This is a genomic window from uncultured Microscilla sp., assembly GCF_947493425.1.
In the GTDB taxonomy this organism is placed as follows: Bacteria; Bacteroidota; Bacteroidia; order Cytophagales; family Microscillaceae; genus Microscilla.
In genome coordinates this window covers 1-19,434 of the sequence record NZ_CANLRP010000160.1, presented here as the reverse complement: position 1 = coordinate 19,434, position 19,434 = coordinate 1, and the positions used below count along the sequence as shown (strand labels likewise).

The following is a 19,434-nucleotide window of genomic DNA, read 5'->3' as shown; positions in this document are numbered from 1 at the left end:
ACCCTTCGGTAAGACCTTCGCGGGAGGTGTTATAATGTTGTGATGGTTCGTCAGGTGCCCCTAACGCAAGCGTCCTTCACTTGTGCTTATAATTGCGGAAGCATCTTGCCCAGGTTTTCGCAGTCAATTCAACAAAAAAACTACCTCTCCCGTGTTGGTCTTCAGGCTTTAGCCCGACCAACCACTGCCAACTCAAGGGCTTGTAAATGAGTTTTTACTAACACCTCATTTGATGGACAAGTGATTTTTCTAACTATTGGGTTTGCGTTGCTCAGGTCACCCTTCGGTAAGACCTTCGCGGGAGGTGTTATAATGTTGTGATGGTTCGTCAGGTGCCCCTAACGCAAGCGTCCTTTGCTTGTGCTTATAATTGCGGAAGCATCTTGTCCTGAAACAAGTTCGGGATGGCTCACTTCCATGTTTTTGCAAAAAACAAATACTCAAGCTTGAGCTTGCTACGATGGACACAAGTCTGGAGACTTGCGCCAGCGTGTGAGCGGGTTTTTCAGGGCGTAGCCGAGATGGATGTGCTTCATTTCTCAAAACCTTTATTCCCCAAACCTTACCGCTCGTGAACTTAAACCCACGGTTGGTGAAGTTGTCCCCAATTTTACTGCCCCACTTTGTTATGTTTGGACTTCATTTACACACTCAGGACACTTTTTTTTATAAGAAAAGCCCTGCTTAACAAACCATTACAAAACATCACTTATGAAAAATTTAAAGATTACATTATTGACCTTATGTTTGCTTGGAAGTTATGCTATACAAGCTCAAAATCCTCATTGGGCTTTGTATCCCTTAAAAAAGTTTACATTGTCTACCAATTCTATGAGCGTATTGCCTGGTACTGCAGTTACTTGTGGCACCGCCAATACCAAAGGTTTGTTTGATGCCAGCGGCAACCCGGTATTTTATGTATTACATAACAAAATATACAACAAAACAGGGGGTGTTGCTTTTACCATTCCCGGACCGTCTTATTGTGTCAGAGGTTTTCATATTGTACCAGTGCCTGGCGGTAGTTGTGGCGAGTATTATGTGGTGTATGTCAAAGTGACTGAACTAGGCGCTTTTCCTAATGGAGGTGCTCCTTATGATGGCTACGAAATAGGGGCAATTAGAGTAACCGTAGACGCCAATCAGAATATTACCGTGTCTAACTCAATATCAAAGGTTACCTATGCAGATTTTCCTCTGGTAATTAGTACCAACATAGAAACCGCCCTATCGAAAGAAAGCAACAATGAGCGAACACTATATGCGACCATTAGAAGAAGTGCCAGCCCAAACTTTAATACCGACCAACTTGTAAAAGTAAGGCTCAACAACAGTGGATTAACCAAAAACGGAAGCTTGATGTCTACCAAAGACCCTGCAAACAAAATAATCAATACGCGTACTCTGGAGCTTTCGCCCAATCAGGCATCGCTTGCCTGGATACAATGGACAGGAGGAATAGGGGCTCATATAGCCATAATGGACGTGGCTACAGGGGCTATGAGCAGCATCAATTTAGCCAATATTGATGATAACAGTGAACTAGAGTTTGGTGCCAACAGCAATGACTTGTATGTAACAACTTCTCAGGGCATTGTGCGAACTTCTTTGTCCAACCCCCAGTCAAGCACATTTGTAACAGGTACCAGTAGTATTCATCACACGGGCAACATTGAGTTGGGGCTCAATGGTAAACTATATGCTACTGCTACCAACAATATTCTTTATACCATTACTGGTACTTCTGCCACCCCAGGCAACTACTACGGATCACGCATCTTGCCAGAGCAAGTAGATGGCGAAACGATTGTTTACCAGGCTCCTAGCCCATTGACTATATATTTGATGATGATGGTCAATGGCAATACGCAAGCCACCGTAACAGGTGGAAGTGGTAACTATACTTATACCTGGTATGATAGCTTTGGGGGAGTGGTAGCCACTGGAATATCTGTAAAACTTTGCCGCAGAGGACAACACACTTTAGTAGTGAGAGACAATGCCTCAGGGTGTAGCACAAGTTATTCTTTTACCAATTACCCTTCGTTTGCTTGTCGCACTACCAGTGCAGAAATCACCATTGGTAAGGTAGGCGTATACCCTAACCCTGCTACCGATTATTTGAAAATACAAGCCAATAGCAAAGAACAAATAGTGCAGTTGCAAGTGGTAAACCTCAAAGGACAGGTAATGGTACAGGAAGAAGGTAACCAAACAGCCACGCAACGTTTGTCAGTCAATGGGTTGAAAAAAGGACTATACATTCTAAACGTGGTGACAGATAAATCGTCAAGTCAAACCAAGTTTTTTGTAAAGTAATGAAGCACGCATAGTGTTTATTTTTAGTTGATAAAGGGTGGTGTAAAAGACGTTTACACCACCTTTTTTTATGTTTTATTCTCAGACTGGGCATTTTTTGTTACAAATGCACCAAAACAAAAAGCCATCTCATAATCATTTTCAGAAAAATATTATTTTAATGATTGATCATACCTGACAGATTTCCAAAACCTGGCAGGTATAAAATACTTTAAAAATCGTTTTTCCTTTAAGGAAATTTGCTAAGACTTGAGTTATGAGACAGCCCCTTTTACGCTATGTATAACAGGTAGTATAGGCTGCTTATTTATCAACTTATGCGTATATTTGGCTTGGGCAATGTTACAACACTCCACAGTGATTTTAGGCAAGGTTGATTACTGATGATGAATTGAACAACTATTTAACAAGGTAAACGTTCGCTTGCCCCTATCGGAGTTTTTAACTAACAAATTTATAAGTCATTGAAAATAAACATACTATGAATTTGTTAGTTGCCTTTAGAACAGGGTGCACCTAGAACCTTGTCAGTGCTATAGACTATTGTAAATCCACAAAACAATGAAATACTTTTTATCAATAATTATATTATCAGGAATGATTGGCTGTGCTCCACGGCTACATTCCAGTTGGACAAAACCCAATTATCAGGCTACCCGCTTTGCCAAAATTGTAGTCATAGGGGTGAGTCAGGATTTAACCGCCCGCAATGCGTTCGAGAAGAAAGCCGTACAACTTTTGAAAGAAAAAGGAATCAACGCAGTGCCAGGGGTAGAGGTGTTTCCTCCTGACCAAAAAGTTAGCCGAAAGGACACTTCAAAAATAAGGCAAATACTTCAAAACCATCAGTTAGACGGTGTCATTACCATGAGTTTGCTCAAGAGCGAACAATCTAAAAAGTATGTGTCAGGAGACCCTGCCAATGTAGCCGATGCCTATGGAAATTTTAAGGGGTATTACTACCAAACTTACCAACAGGTTTCAAAAACAGGGTATTATGTCAACGAGAAAGCTTATTTGATTGAAGCAGCTTTCTACGATCTTAAGCAACGTCCTGTTCCCGGAAAAAGCAGAATGGTGTGGTCGGGTCAATCTACGTTGATCAATCCTTCGTGCGTTCAAACCGCAGCCGCTGAATTTACAAAAAAAATGGTGTTTTCACTTCTCAAAACCCCTGTTGTGTTGCCCAACAATGATTAGGGGGAAATGCTTTTTTACAAACGCCTATATTTTAAACCTGCCAGGATTCTGTGACGAGCTAAAAAATCCTGGCAGGTTTTCAGATAGGTCGCCCTGTGGTAAGACCTTCGCAGGGAGCCTTTAATTTTAAACCTGGCAGGTTTTCGAATAAATAAAAAAGTATTAAAAAAACTTCTCTTTCTACACAACTTATTGCTTTTACACTCCGTTTTAAGTGCGCATTGTAAAGGTAGCAAAGTGGTTGAATTATTTGTGTATTGCAACTAAATGTTTTCAAATTGAAATATAAAGTTTCTCAAAAAGCAATGTGTTTTAGAGATTATTTCCTTTTTATCGTCTGATTTTCCTCCCCAAATCTCCAAAAAGGCACTACAAAAAGTACTTTTTTGTGACCATCGTTCATTTTTTTTACAGACTGTTCATTTACCCCTTTGTTTACTTCAAAATTGCCCTGAGTACCCCGTACACCCCTACCTGTTTACTTTTAACATGTCTTCAAAAATACCAAATTAATTAAATGTATACCATTTGTAAGGGTATAAATATTTGAATTATATATTCTTTTACCGAATATTGTTCTGAATTAAGATGATAAGCTTATACTATCTTAGGTATTTAACGATACCATTTACTCAAACCACTAAACTACCTTAAAAATGCTGAGAACAAGTTTTGCATGTTGGCGCATACGCTACTTGCATGCAGCACGAGGGAGCACTATAGCCTTGGCTACGTTTGCCTTCTTGCTCATTACACTGCTTTGCCAGATGGAGGCTAAAGCACATCGGGTGATAACAGACACCCTGCAAACCCAACGGACAAAAGCCCAAAAAAGATACACTTTGGGGCAAACCCGTAGTTTTACACAATTACAAAACATTTCACTTCCTGCCCATGCTTTTTCAACAACCAACGACCCCATGGGGCAGTTGTGGCAAAAGCGTGTGGCTCAGACCAAAACTCCTCCCAACGTAAAGGAGTGGATTCAGAAAGCCCACGATTTGTTGGAGAAAGTCGATCGCGAAAATCGTTTCGTATCTTTCTTAAAACCACAAACCCTGGTCGAGCTTCCGGTGGGCATTAAGCGCACCATTGGCAACGTAGAGTATGTGGTGGTGATAGACAGCGTGATACTGACGCCTACTGGAGCTACTTTGGTGGCGTATATGTCGCTAGAGCTACCCGATACCCAACCCACCGACCAACAAGCCCAGCTAAAGCCAGGCGAAGAAGGTGAAAAGCCTGGTGCGGGTAAACGTAGGCTGGCTTTTCGTGGCAGCAACATCCACATTAGCAGTACAGGTGGTATTTCTAACGGGCGACTAAGCTTGCTCGAAGACTTTCCGATGGACATTGGCAATAGTTTGCTTACCTTGAAGGGTGGTGATAACGAGACTTTTGTATCGTTTGACTGTAACGGTTTCAAACAATTGGGTTTGTCGGCATCGCTGGATTTTTCGCGCGATTGGTTGATACCAGAAAATCCGGATGGTTCACGCAGCACCGACCCCAACCAACGCGTAAAGGGGCATTTTAAAGCAGACATTAAAAGCTGGAATGACCTGTTGGCAAAAGTAAGCTTTGACCAAACTTTTCAGGTAAAATCGTTGAACGGTTTTGGTTTCAAAGTAACCAACGCCATTTTCGATTTTAGCGATTTACGCAACTCACCCGATTTTCGTTTGCCTGAGGGTTTCCCTACGGGTAATCCTGGCGACCCTAGCGGAGGACCCATTGGCACCCCCGGAGACCCTGGTTTGCCTACCAACCCTGGCAGTGAGCTTGCCTTGACCTCTATCACGGGCAACCAGGTAGAGCTTTGGCGAGGCGTGTTTATATCAGAAGTAACTGTATTTTTACCACCCCAGTTTAACAAAGGCACGGCTCAGGCACGCACTTCTTTTTCTGGAAAGGATGTATTGCTGGACAAAACCGGATTTAGTGGAACTTTTATTGCCCAAAACCTGATTGCAGGCGACGAAGGCAAAATGGGAAAGTGGTTCTTTTCGGTAGACTATTTCGAAATGTCGTTTTTGTCGAACGAGGTAAAATATGCCCGTTTCAACGGAGGCATCAAACTACCCATTGCCGAAGGCTTTGTGTCTTATGATGGAATGATTGACCCGATCAAGGACGAATACTTGTTTCACGCTAACTATAGCAAACCAGTAAACGTACCTTTGTGGCTTGCCACCATGACTTTTGACCCTTCGTCGGTGTTAGAGGTATCGGTTAAAGACAAGCACTTTGTGGCAAAAGCTACTTTGAACGGTAAGCTCACCATTGGCAAGAAAAAGGTAGATAACCCAAGTACGCCGGGCACCCCTGGCAAGCCGGGTATACCTGGTAGCCCAGGGTTGCCTGAGCCAGTAAACAAAACCACCATTGCAAGCAAAGAGAAGGTAGACAAAGACAGCAAGTTTGTGTATGTGCCCGATATGCGCTTTGAGCAATTGGTGATTCAAACCGAAAAACCTTATATAGATTTAGGTAAATTTTCGGCAGGCTCAGAAGTAGACCAAACCCAGTTGGGCAAATATCCCTTAGAAATTCAGGAAATACGCACAGTACGCAAGATTGACAATTCGGGCAAAGAGTTGTTCGGAATCAAGTTTAAAGCTGGAGTAAACCTGGTAGGAGGGAGCAAAAGTGGGAAATCTAAAAGTTTAAGTTTCAAAGGCGAAGGTGGTTTTACTATCTGGGGTGCTTTGGAAGAAGGCAACATCAGTCAAAAGTTTGTATACAGCGACATTGACGTAGACAAAGTACTGGTAGACGTAGACGCAGGTGCTTTTAAACTGATGGGAAGCGTAGAGTTTTTTAAAGAAGACTTTACCTTTGGCGATGGTTTTAAGGGAATGATGGATGTACGCTTTGGGCCTGAGAATATGGGCGTAGAGCTACAGGCAGCCGTTATGTTTGGCAATGTAAACAGCATGCGTTATTGGTACGCTGACGCCATGGCTACCTTGCCTACTGGTATTCCTATCACCCCTGAGGGTAGCATCAAGTTTTACGGTTTTGGTGGTGGCGCCTATTACAAAATGGCTCCTGCCGGATTTGCCGAAAACGTATCCAATGCTGCACTGGGTTACACTCCTTCGGGCGTTACCTACCTGCCCAACAAAGACGCCTTCCTTGGCCTAAAAGCCTCCGTTGTTTTGGGAGGTCCAACCCTGGAAACATACAAGATAAAAGCTACTTTTGAGATGACCCTCAACAATTCGGGCGGTCTGAAATATGTAGGCTTCCGAGGACGCGCCACTTTCTTAAACGTAAAGTTACCTGTGCCTATAGCCCAGCTGAGAGATCAGGTAAAACGCCTTGCCGATGTTGCTTCTAAGATGAAAGCACCTGACGGCTTGATTGGCGATCAAATCAACAAACTCATTCCTGAAGCATCTACTGGCAACCTCAACACTGGATCGGGTGAAAACGGTGCCATTACTGCCGATGCTGCCATAGACTTTGACGTAGATAATAAAACCTTGCATGGCAACCTCAACGTGAACATCAACGTAGCGGGCGGTGTGCTTGATGGCGGCGGACAAGCCGTGTTTCACGTAGAACCAGGCAAATGGTATGTACACATAGGTACCCCCGAAAACCGCATCAAGTTGCGCTTGTTAGGGCTTGCCGAAACTGGGGCATATTTTATGACGGGTAACAGTATTCCCGAAATGCCCACTCCTCCTCGTCACATCCTTGACGTACTCAAAGAACGTTACCCCGAATCAAGAGAAGAAATGTCGTTGCTGCAAGGTGGCGGTGTAGTGTTTGGTGCCAATATGGGCGTCAACACGGGTGACCTTTCCTTTTTGGTATTTTATGGCAAATTTGAAGGCGACGCTGGGTTTGACGTAATGCTGAAAAAATATGGCGACAATGTACGCTGTAAAGGACGCCAGGGCACAGTTGGTATCAATGGCTGGTATGCTCAAGGGCAAGCCTATGCCGGGCTCAACTGTGAGATAGGCATTAAAGTAAATTTGTTTGGTTCTGAAAAACGCTACCAAATACTAAAAATGGGCGCAGGTGCGCTGTTACAAGCCAAACTACCCAACCCTGCCTGGATGAAAGGCACCGTAGGTGGTTATTTTAGTATTTTGGGAGGCTTGGTCAAGGGAGATTGCCGTTTTGAGGTAACCCTGGGGCAACCTTGCCAACTGGTAGGCGGCTCGGTATTGAGCGGAGTAAACGTAGTATCGGAACTCACGCCACGCAACCAAACCCAACAAGTAGATGTATTTACCTCGCCTCAGGCGGTGTTTAACCTCCCGGTTGACAAGCCTTTTGAAATGGTAGACATCGACGAAATCAAGAAAACTTACCGAATTAAATTACAACATTTTAAACTGACTGTAGACAACCAGGAAGTAGCCGGAAAGCTGCAATGGAACGACGACCACACAGTGTTGGCGTTGATTCCTGGCGAAGTGCTTGCCCCACAAAAAGCGGGTAAAGTAACGGTGAAAGTTGTTTTTGAAGAAAAAGTAAACAATGCCTGGAAACCAGTAAAAGATGTAAGCGAAGAAGTAACCAGCGACTTTGTGTCGGGCGATGCTCCTACTTATGTGCCGCTTACCAATGTAGCCTATGCTTACCCTGTAGTGAGCCAACGCAACTACTTTATTGGCGAAAGCCGCCAAGGGTATATCCAGTTGGCACAAGGGCAAGCTTATTTGTTTAAGCCCGACGCTGATAAATGGGAAAAACAAGTAGTGCGCATTCGTCAGGCAGGCGACCAAAAGCCCGTAGATGTACCGCTTACTTACAGTGCTTCGGCTAAAAAAGTAACCTTTACGATGCCCGAAAAGCTAGACCCTGCCAAAGTATATCAGGTAGACTTGGTAAATATACCTAAAGCAGGCAAAGCTATAGACGCCAACGTAACCAAGCAAAGCCGCAAGTTGGAAGGCGACGAAAATGTGACCATTAATACCGGAAGCATTGGCGAAGCGCTCACCAACAGCAAAGAAACTTCTATACTAGGTCCTTTGGGCTATCATTTCCGCACGAGCGAGTATGCCACCTTTGCCAAAAAAATGGCAAGACTCAATACCCGTTCCAAGTGGAAAGAGTTTGTTTCTCCGCAGGTAGACCGCCTTGGTTTAACAGTAGCAACAACTGAGATATTTGACAAGGCTGACCTGTTGGGTACGGCTGCCGCCAAACCTTTGGTGCAGTTAGAAGCCCGCCTGACCGACAGCCGTTGGTATCGTCGTGATATTTATCCATTGGTGTACAAAAACTACCCTTATAACCATCACTTAAGCATTAACTGGCGCAACACTGCCACCATAGGCACGCCTCCTGTATATGGCACTACGCTGCTACAGGATATAAGCCACAAAATGCTGGAGGAGGGTGAGATTAAGAGCGGGCAAGCAATGAGCGTGCCCTCAAACGCCGCTTTTGTTTACAACATTCCTTACTACGCCGAGCGCGATTTGAGGGATTTGCAAAACCAGGCAGCGCACCGTCTTACTCAAGGGTTGTCTCTTACCAACGAGGAGAAATCGTTAATGCAAGGTCAGTTTAGCCGCATACCTTATGGCAAATATGATGTTACGGTAAAGTACATCTTGCCGGGTACTACCGAGCCCACCTCGACCAAAACAATGACGATTTACAATCCGGTGAGGTAAGCTGGTAAATAAATTAATTGTTGAATTGTTCAATGGTTTTATGGTTCGCAAAGCGAGGTTTTTTTAATTAAGAATTATCAATTTTTATTAAGAGTATACGAAGTGTTATTAATAAATCAAGGAGTAGGGGCTACCCTTGTGGTCGCCCTAGCCAGGAGCTTTGTATAGTCCTAATTCTTAATTAAGATTTTCTTCGCTTTGCGCAACCATTTTAACCATAAAACAATCAAGCGAAGAGCTTGAATACCGATGTATATAAATAAGTACGACAACAATTAAACATATCAGCTAAGAAATTAGAATCTTATTTGACATTTACATATTACACAAAGAAAAACTGACTATTGAGGAGAGCATAAAGTAGTCGCTCTTGTATGATGGATAGAAGATTTTTAAACCGCTTTGCGCAACCATTTTAACAATAAAACAATGAGCGCAGCGGAAACCATTTGAAAAACAACTATTGAGAGTACAGCCGACTAAAGCTACTTGATAAACATAAAATTAACCCAATTAAAATGATATTGCATCAAAAATACCTGCGCCTGGGGTGGTGGTTGCTGGTGTGGCTCGGCATTAGCCAATTTGGTTATGCTCAGTCTACCCAAGAAGACGCCAAACCTGCCGTGGGACTGATCACCCGCGCTTATCCCGACTCTATTGCTTTGCGGTGGGCGCCCAACAATGCCGTTGCTTGGAAGTATACCACAAAATATGGCTACACGCTGCAAAAGTTTTTGGTATGGAAAGATGGCAAAGTGCTTGACAAGGCGATCAGATTGGATATACCCGTGCAAACCTTCAAACCGTTGCCTTTGGCTGCCTGGAAAAAACTGGTGGCTAATCCAACGATTGAAAAACAGGCGGCAATTGCTGCCCAGGCTTTGTACGGCAAAACTTTTAGCGCCGAAACCCAAACCGCCAAAGACCGCTTTACCAAAATAGCCAACACTGTAAGGGAGCAAAACATGCGTTTTACTTATGCATTGCTTGCCGCCGATCAGTCGTTTGTAGTGGCTAAGGCTATGGGTTTGGCTTGGGTAGACCGCAACATCCGCCCCAACGAGAAGTATTTGTATAAAGTGGTGCCCAACGTGCCCAAGACAAAATATGCTATAGAGGAAGGCTTTCGCTATACAGGTGCCAGCGACTACCAACCGCTGCCTGCCCCGGTAGACCTCAAGGCGTATTTTGGCAACCAAGCCGTAGTACTACGTTGGAACAGAAGCTACCATGAACACTTGTTTACAAGTTATTTTGTGGAGCGTTCTACCGATGGCAAAAACTTTGAGTTGGCGAGCCCCTTGCCTGTAACCAATCCGGTACAAAACGACCCTCAACGTCCTAACAATCAAATGTTTTATAATGATTCGCTGCCCACCAATGGGCAAGTGTACCATTATAGGGTGTATGGGGTAACACCTTTCGGCGAAAAAAGTAAGCCGTCGAAAGTGGTATCGGGCAAAGGCAAAAACCTGGAGACTTTGATGCCAGTAATGGATCAGCCTCAGGTAATGCCAGGGGGCAAAGTGCAGTTGCGCTGGAGTTTTCCAAAACATAAAGAGATGCGTATCAAGGGTTTTTGGGTAGAGCGTGCCCGCAAAGCCAGTGGCAAGTATCAAGCGATTCATCAAAGCATATTGGCGCCCAATGTTCGCGCTTATGTAGACCTGGGCAACGGTGGGGCAAGTTATTACCGCATAAAAGTGGTAGACAACACCACCAAAACCAGTACGACGTTTCCTTACCTTGCCCAACAGCCCGACTCTATACCGCCTGTAAAACCTGCCCAACTCACGGGTAAGATTGACAGCAACGGAGTAGTAAGGTTGAGCTGGCAGGCAGTGCCCGACAAAGACGTGAAAGGTTACAAAGTGTTTAGAGCTAATTTTGCCAATGCCGAATACGCTTTGGTGAGCCGCCGCATTGTGAGCAACACCTCTTTTATCGACACAGTTTCGCTCAATACCCTTACTCCCACGGTACACTACAAGGTAATGGCACTAGATCAATACCTGAACCAGTCTGACATGTCGGACGCCTACGTAGTATTGCGTCCTGATACTATTCCACCCGTACAACCCGCCTTTCAGTTGGTTATGTCAACCGATACGGCAGTGGTGATTAAATGGATCAAGAGTAGTAGTCATGATGTGCGCAAACACGTATTGTACCGGGCTAAAATAGGGACGAATGAATGGAAACAGATTGCTTTGTTTGAGAAAAACAAACCCCAAAATAATGAAGAAAGCGCCAACGTATACAGCGACTATACCGACAAGGACATAGAAACCAACAAGGTGTACCAATACACTCTGGTAGCAGTAGACGCGGCAGGGCTGGAGTCGGCTCCGGCAAAACCTGTAGCAGGCAAAATCATCAACCGGGGACTCAAACAGCCCATTCGCAAGATCAACTACGAGGTAAACACCCAACAGCAGCACATTCGCCTAAAATGGGAATATCCCCTCAAAAATGTCAGTAAGATTTTAATATACCGCGCCAAGGAGTTTGAGCCTTTACAATTGTATTCTACCGTAGGTGGCAACACCCGCACATTTAAGGATACCAAAATACACCCTAATGTAAGCTACAGGTATTGCCTCAAGGCTGAATTTAAGGGTGGTGGACAATCTGTATTTAGTAAAGAAATAATAGTTAGTCAATAGTTGAGAGTTGGTAGTCAGTAGTCTGTAGTCGGTAGTTGGTAGACGATAGTTGGGAGTTTAAAATAAGGAGTAATTGGTAGTTTAAAGTTTAGTAGTCGGGAGATAATACTCCTGACTACCGACTACGAACCCTAACTAAAAACTCCTGACTCCTAACTAAAAACTCCCGACTCCTGACTACGGACTCCCGACTCCTAACTCCCGACTAAAAAACTCCCAATTAGAGAACACAATGAAACGAAGAATACATCTCAGATACCTACTCTTGATGTGGCTGCTGGTGGCAATAAGTGCAACAGGGCAGGCACAGCAATATTACCTGAAGGTAAACTTTAATACCAGCACAGGTTGTGGGTATAGTCAAACCGACAAATACTACCACGTAAAACGTAACGGAACCAGGATATTCCCGGTGGCTTATCGCAATGGGTTTGCGGTGTACAACCAACAGCCCAATCAGATAAGAATATATTTTAAGGCCAAAAAAACCTTCTTGTTTATTCCAGTCAAATACATCTGGTATGACAATACCTGGGATTTTGGCACTTGCCGTACTAGAACCTTTCGGGGGCGTTCAAACAATTGCAGTAGTTTTAAATACGACTTGATTGTGAACCTTTTCAAAGAAGAGCGCCCCACTACCAGCAAAACTACCTATTGCGACGATACTTATGCACGGGTAACCAACCGTACCTGTTATGGCAAAAGTTACAGCAGGTATACCTGGAAAATAATAGACCAAGACAATAAAGTGTACTACAAAGAAACCAGCCAAAAGTACTTGAACTTTCGCCTGAGCGATATTTACGGCAGCAACGTGATCAACAACAAGTACAACAAGAACATTCGGTTTCAGGTGTACCCCAAAGGGATGCCCCAGTTGTCGACACTTGCCAGTAGCAACATTCGCTTTTACCCTAAAGCGCCTCGCATAAGTACTCCCCAGATAAAGGGAACTACCTGTAGTGCCGATCTGGACGCAGCCATTAGCATTGCGTCTACTACGATGAACGGCAACAGCAACCGCTTTGAGTATACGCTTACCCGCTTGATAGAAGATGCCAGCGGGCCCCACAAGTATAAAGGCAAACGCTATAGAGAAAGTGTGAGCGACAAGTATACCAAGCAGGGCAATGGCGGCAAAATAGACTTTACCCGTTTGGGTGGAGGCACTTATTGGTTGCTCAATGTAAACAGTGCGGGAAGCCTAAGTGCTTGCCAGCCTGCCACCAAAATCATACACATTCCTTTGGTGCCTGTGTTCAATATTGCTTCGGTGGCACCAGTCAATGAGTATACTGCTGTAGATGGTAGCAAGTACCAAATTGCCCGCCACGGCGCCCAAGGCAAAATCAGAATTAAGGTAAGCGGAGGTAAGGCACCTTATCGCTATTCGATAGACGGTGGGCGTACTTATTCGTCAGCAACAAACCAAGCTACTAGAGAGATAAGCGTACCTGTGGGTACTTATAGTATTAAGGTGAAAACCGCCACTGGTTGTGAAAAGGTATGGGCACTTCCGTTGAAAATGACTCAGCCTGAGCCTTTGCAAAAAGCATGGCTGGCAAGCACCGACCCTTTGTGTACCGACAACGCCAACGGGAGCATTACTTTTGAAATCAAAGGAGGCATCACCCCTTATACTGTAAAGCTGATGGGTGCCACCAACAAAACCGAGACTTTTACTATGGCAGGTAGTCATACCATTAGTGGGCTGTTGCCGGGCAAATATACCTACCAGGTAAAAGACGCCCCCAATACTTATTTGGCTGTGGCCAATGCTGCCAATTTGCTCAACCCTGCCGCCTTGCAACTCGCGTTGGTAGACCAGCAAAACCTGCTTTGTAACAGCGGCAACAACGGACGCCTTGAGGTGAAAGCCTCAGGTGGAAAAGCGCCTTATACTTATAAATGGAGCGCACCCAACGGCGAAAATACCAAAGCCGAAAACCTGACCGCTGGCAAGTATACGGTCACTATTACCGACCAAAACGGTTGCACCTTGAGCCAATCTTATACTTTGAGCGAGCCTACACCTTTGCAGGTGACTCAAGTAATAGGTGGGTCTAAAAATCCTACTTGCTACAATGGCAACGACGGACAATTAATGGCGCAGGCATCGGGTGGTGCGGGTAACTATACCTATATCTGGACAGGTGCTACGGGCAAACCCCAACAAGGGGCTGTAGTATCGGGCTTAATCGCAGGCACTTATACCCTTAAGGTGATAGATGGCAACCAGTGCGAAACAACGGCTACTTATACCTTAGACAATCCGCGTGAGCTTAAGTCTGACTTGGGCGAAGATGTAACCATCTGTAGAGGACAATCGGTTACCCTGGATGCGGGCAACCCTGGGGCAAAATACCATTGGGCGTCAGCAGACGGTAGTTTTGTGTCGCATACTCAAAAAGTAACCCTTGCCAAGGCCGGAGAATACACCTTGACCATTACCAATCAAAACGGGCAGTGTGCCCATACCGAGCGCTTGGTAGTGACCGAATCGGACAATTTGTTAGAGGCGGACTTTTTGATGGATGAAGAGGTGGCAGTAAACACCAGTGTATCGGCGATTGAGGCGTCTATTATTCAAGCTGTGGGGCAAGACCTGCCCGACCGTTTGAAGTGGGAAGTGCTACCCAACGATAAGGGCAACCAACCCACTATGCAAAAAGATGAAAGCCACTATGAGCAAGTGTTTACCTTTCCGGCAACGGGTACTTATACCATTAGGCTCTATGCTTGGTTGGGTGGTTGTTACTCAATGGTAGAGAAAACCATTACGGTAAAGGATTACCAAAAACCTGAAGAGCAATTGGCGGGGGGAGGCAACTCTGACGAGAGCAACATCAAGGTATACAAGCTGTTTCCGAACCCTAACAATGGCAAGTTTAGCTTTAACATTGAGCTGAAAAAGCCTACTGATATAAAAGCCAAAATATACGATGGCTACAACTGGCAACAGGTGACTAAGCAAGAAGGCAAGGCTACCAAAAGCCATACTTTTAACTTCGACGCAGCGGGCAAGCTTTCACAAGGGGTTCATTACCTTATTGTAGACACCCCGCAAGAGCGCAAAATGATTCGGTTTGTAGTTTTTTAGTTTTTAGTCCATAGTCGGGAGTCAGTAGACGGGAGTTTTTTAATAGTCAAGAGTCCATAGTTTTTAGTCGGGAGTCGGTAGTCCGTAGTTTTTAGTCGGGAGTCGATAGTCCGTAGTCAGGAGTTTTTTAATAGTCGAGAGTCCGTAGTTTTTAGTCGGGAGTCGGTAGTCCGTAGTCAGGAGTTTTTTAATAGTCGGGAGTCGGTAGTCCGTAGTCAGGAGTTTTTATCACTTTTGCGAATATGATATTAACTACTAACTCCCGACTCCCAACTACTGACTACTAACTCCCGACTACCGACTAATCAAAATAATTAACAATGAAAAAGATCACATTACTATTTATATATCTACTGGCAGCAGGGTGGCAACAGTTGCACGCCCAAGCCAGAATTGTGACGGGGAACATCGCCATTACCCCGCCCTATAGTCCTTATATAGAAGACTATACCAGTGTAGGTGCCAACAAAATGCGGGTAATGCTGCTGCTAAAAGATACTCGACGCAAGCAGTACAACGCCAAAATACGCATTAACATTACTGGGGCACAAGCCAGCCTACAAACCAGGCGTGCCGTACCAGTAACCCTACAGGGAGGGGTGCCTTTGTATTTGAGTGGCAGCGATTTGTTGCCCATGCTCAAGTACAACAACCTGAACTTTAAGGGCATTTCGCCGCAAGATTATCTGCGCCGCAAAAAGATGCCCGATGGCGAATACATCATTAGTGTAGAGGTGTTGGATGCTCGCCGCGAAAACCTGGTAGTGTCTGATTTAGTACCCTTGCCTGTATCGTTTCGTTTGAGTCCTCCGCCTGAGCCTTTTATCACCAGGCTAGAGTACAACAGTGTAACCAAAACCCGCAACTTGTTGAAAACCAACAGTCATAATGCACCCATTCAGTTTGAGTGGACGCCACGGCATGCAGGTTTTGCGGCGCAATATCATTTGAGAATTGCCAGAGTAAGCAAAGACATTCCCGATGTGAATGTGGCAGTAAACTCAGGGCGAATCAACCCGATTGATGGTGGTTTTACCCAGGCAAACCTGATGGTACACACGGGCAATGCCTTGGGCTTGCAGCCAGGCGAACGTTATGCGTTTTGGGTAGAGGCCAAAAACGTAGAAGGTCGTAACTTGTTTATGAACGAAGGGCGCAGCCGAGTGATAGAGTTTGTGTATGGCGAAAATTGCCAACCCCCTGTTAACTTGCGCTTGAAAGCCAACGGCCCCGAAAATGTAGAGGTAGGTTTTGCCACCACCAGCCGGGCGGGTGAATATGTGATTCAGTACCGCAAGGTGGGTGCCGAGAAGTGGTACGAAAAGCGCACGTTTTTGACTACCCTGGAGGTAGACCAGCTACAAGCCGGTACCGAATACGAGTTTGCGGTGTTTTCGGCGTGTGGCGAGATCAAGAGCGAGCCTACTCAAACCCAAAAAATAACAACAGAAGCTTATGCAAAAAACCAAGTACAGTGTGGAGCCGCTCCACCCGCTTATAATATGAACAACAAGAATCCTAAACCTGCTTTGGTGCAGGGCGATGTGATAAAAGTGGCTGACTTTGAGGTAAAACTGACTACAGTAACTGGAGGCAACGGACAGTTTTCGGGCGAAGGTTATGTGGTAGTCAGCACTTTTAACAATGCCCGCCTAAAGGTGGCTTTCAATAATATAACGGTAAACACCGACAATCGAATGATTGCGGGAAAAATGCCGATTACTAAACTAGATTACCACTTATTGAATGATTAGTTAATAGTTGGGAGTCTGTAGTCCGTAGTCGGGAGCTTTTGTAGCCATTAAGAATGTACGAAGTTTTATTAATGATTGATGTACAAGTGTTTATGAATAAATTAAGGGGTTAACTGTAGGGGCTACCCCTTGCTGTAATGCAATGGAAGTTCGCGATTTTATCGGAATGGTCGCCCTATCGAAGAGCAAACATGAACGTATACGCCGCCTTTTAAAGGTGAAAGTGACCTTGTTTTTGCTCGTTTTAACCTTACAATTTGCTTATTCTCAGTTGATTACAAGATTCCGTACAGTCCTGGTCTTTTATTAAGAGTTTGCTTCGCGAGCCAACAGCTACAAACTTACATCTACCAATTTTATAAATACTTAATAATCAGTGTAGTATATGCTTGATTAGAGTTGCTTGTAAAGCAGCTCCAAGCTGTGGGGGCTCCCGACTACTAACTACTGACTCCCAACTAAATAAAAATACTAACCCTCATGAACCCCAATGTATATAAAAGAAAATATAGCACTTATTTGAAACAGATGATGTGTTGTGGGTGGCTCGTAGTATTGTTTGCTATAGGAGGCAATTGCCATGTACACGCCCAAAATATGCCCCAAAGCTTGAGCGATGTCAAGCGAATGTGGGATCAAAAAAAGCCACGATTGGACGGCTCAGTAGACATTAGTCAGATATTTTATGGGGCATCAGGCACCGAGGCATTGCGTCAGCCCTATAGCTATTTGGTCTCTGGCGATTTTACCTTTTCTATGTTCAACCTTGCCATTCCAGTGGCCTTTAGTTTTACCAATCAGAATGCCGATTTTCAGGGCGCGTTGCCCTCGTTCGACCTAAACCAGTTTGGCATACGCCCCACCTACAAAAGTGTGACATTGTATGCCGGGCATAATAGTATGTTTTTTTCGCCTTATACTATGAACGGACACATCTTTTTGGGGGCAGGTGTAGAGGTGCGCCCCAAAGGTAGGTGGAGCGTAAGTGCGTTGTATGGGCGTTTTCAGAAAAACGTGACCCCCGATAGTTTGAATACCGACATATTGCCGGCTTATCGCCGGATGGGCTACGGTACCAAGGTGCGCTATCATTTTAAAAGACGAAAACCTGCTTACAAAGAAATGCCCGAAATAGCGAGCAAGTACGACAAAAATGGCGACGAAATTGTACGCAAACCAGCCCCACCAGTAGCCCCACCCAAGTCTACCTTTAGCGAGAGTGAAGACTACCTGGAAATGATTTATTTTGGAGCAACCGACAACGTCAACTCTTTGCCCACTTTGCCCGATTCGTTGGGTGTAAAGCCTGAAGAAAACGCGGTGTTGAGTGCCCGACTAAATAAACGGATTGGCAAACATTGGTTATTTGAGTCTGAGGTAGCCTCAAGTGCCCTCACCCGCGACAAACGCATAGAAACCAAAGATCCTTCGGAAGATAATTTGTTTAGACTGACTGACCCTATTTTTACCCGGCGTACGTCTACGGCTTATTACAATGCTTACAAAGCAAGCCTAAATTTCAATGCCCAATTGTTTACGGCAGGGGTGGGCTACGAGCGCATAGATCCAGGCTACCGCACCTTGGGGGCTTATTTCTTTAATAATGATTTAGAAAATATTACGGTCAATTTTTCTACCCGATTGTTTAAAAACAAACTAAGCATTACCACCAATTTGGGCACCCAACGCAACAACCTGGACGACGACCAACTCAATACTTTGCGCAGGGGAGTGGGCTCGGTCAATGTAAACTTTATGCCCCACCCCAAGCTCAACATCAACGCCTCTTATTCAGGTTTTCAGAGCTTTTCGCAAATACGAACCCGGTTCGATCAGTTAAATCAACTTACCCCGCTCGACCGTTACCGCGACTCGCTCAAGTTTACCCAAATTTCGCAAAATGCTAGTTTAAATATTAACTATGAGCTGGCGCGTAGCCGTACCAGTCAGCAATACCTCAACATCAATGGCTCTTACCAAATAGCCGACAACCAACAAAGTGTGGGCAATATTCAAACTGATATTTCAAGATTTTATAACTCTAACGTGTCTTATTCTTTGAGCATTCGTCCGCTGGGGTTCAATGCAGTGGTGGCGTTTGATTTTAACCAAAACGTGGCGCAAAACCTGAGCAATCGGATTTTGGGACCCACGCTGATGCTAAAAAAACTGATGCTGGAGCAAAAGCTACAAAGTAGCCTTACGCTTTCGCAGAATAATTCGTATACTGATGGTCGCCTGAGCGATAGTATTTTTAATGTCCGCTGGAGCAACGGCTACAATGTGGCACGCCAGCACATGCTGTCGCTCAATGCGATTTGGCTGAGCCGTACGCGTTACGAACAAACGACCCAAGCGGCTCAAAAGGCATCAGAGTTTACACTTACTTTTAAATATACATTTATACTTTAGTTCTTTAGTCCATAGTCGGGAGTCGGGAGTTTTTTAAAAGCTGTTCGCTTTTAGTTGGGAGTCTATAGTCTGGAGTCGGTAGTTTTTTAAAAGCTGTTCGTTTTTAGTTGGGAGTCTGGAGTCGGTAGTTTTTTAAAAGCTGTTCGTTTTTAGTTGGGAGTCCATAGTCTGGAGTCGGTAGTTTTTTAAAAGCTGTTCGTTTTTAGTTGGGAGCCCATAGTCTGGAGTCGGTAGTTTTTTAAAAGCTGTTCGCTTGTGCGTGCCTAATATAGGTTGACCATTCAAAGTCAACAAACAATGTCATTAAAGAAAAATAAAACTAAAAAAAG

At 44.6% G+C, this 19,434-nt stretch carries 7 protein-coding genes; all 7 read left to right on the top strand.

Translation table 11 applies throughout. The features are described 5' to 3' along the window. Positions 1 to 711: 711 nt before the first annotated feature. Positions 712 to 2,319 carry a T9SS type A sorting domain-containing protein gene (locus Q0954_RS26875; RefSeq protein WP_299462516.1) on the top strand — a complete coding sequence of 536 codons (1,608 nt, stop codon included), beginning with the start codon at positions 712 to 714 and terminating at the stop codon, positions 2,317 to 2,319. Between the two features lie 561 nt (positions 2,320 to 2,880). Then, entirely contained in the window at positions 2,881 to 3,519 is a 639-nt protein-coding gene (locus Q0954_RS26870; protein WP_299462513.1) for a hypothetical protein, read from the top strand. A gap of 656 nt (positions 3,520 to 4,175) precedes the next feature. Then, entirely contained in the window at positions 4,176 to 9,167 is a 4,992-nt protein-coding gene (locus Q0954_RS26865) for a hypothetical protein (RefSeq protein WP_299462510.1), read from the top strand. 518 nt (positions 9,168 to 9,685) lie between these two features. Further along, on the top strand, positions 9,686 to 11,836 hold the full coding sequence (locus Q0954_RS26860; protein WP_299462507.1) for a hypothetical protein: 2,151 nt from the start codon (positions 9,686 to 9,688) through the stop codon (positions 11,834 to 11,836). A 232-nt stretch (positions 11,837 to 12,068) separates the two neighbouring features. Further along, positions 12,069 to 14,939, top strand: coding sequence for a SprB repeat-containing protein (locus Q0954_RS26855; RefSeq protein WP_299462504.1), 2,871 nt, complete (start codon positions 12,069 to 12,071; stop codon positions 14,937 to 14,939). 320 nt (positions 14,940 to 15,259) lie between these two features. Further along, positions 15,260 to 16,693, top strand: a complete 1,434-nt coding sequence (locus tag Q0954_RS26850; protein WP_299462501.1) for a fibronectin type III domain-containing protein — start codon at positions 15,260 to 15,262, stop codon at positions 16,691 to 16,693. Positions 16,694 to 17,173: 480 nt separating this feature from the next. Then, complete coding sequence (locus Q0954_RS26845; protein WP_299462498.1) at positions 17,174 to 19,105, top strand: hypothetical protein; 1,932 nt, start codon at positions 17,174 to 17,176, stop codon at positions 19,103 to 19,105. Positions 19,106 to 19,434: the final 329 nt, after the last annotated feature.

Coding starts and splice junctions, on each gene's coding strand:
- Q0954_RS26845 (WP_299462498.1), top strand. CDS start 17,174: ATGAACCCCAATGTATATAAAAGAAAATATAGCACTTATTTGAAACAG.
- Q0954_RS26865 (WP_299462510.1), top strand. CDS start 4,176: ATGCTGAGAACAAGTTTTGCATGTTGGCGCATACGCTACTTGCATGCA.
- Q0954_RS26855 (WP_299462504.1), top strand. CDS start 12,069: ATGAAACGAAGAATACATCTCAGATACCTACTCTTGATGTGGCTGCTG.
- Q0954_RS26870 (WP_299462513.1), top strand. CDS start 2,881: ATGAAATACTTTTTATCAATAATTATATTATCAGGAATGATTGGCTGT.
- Q0954_RS26860 (WP_299462507.1), top strand. CDS start 9,686: ATGATATTGCATCAAAAATACCTGCGCCTGGGGTGGTGGTTGCTGGTG.
- Q0954_RS26875 (WP_299462516.1), top strand. CDS start 712: ATGAAAAATTTAAAGATTACATTATTGACCTTATGTTTGCTTGGAAGT.
- Q0954_RS26850 (WP_299462501.1), top strand. CDS start 15,260: ATGAAAAAGATCACATTACTATTTATATATCTACTGGCAGCAGGGTGG.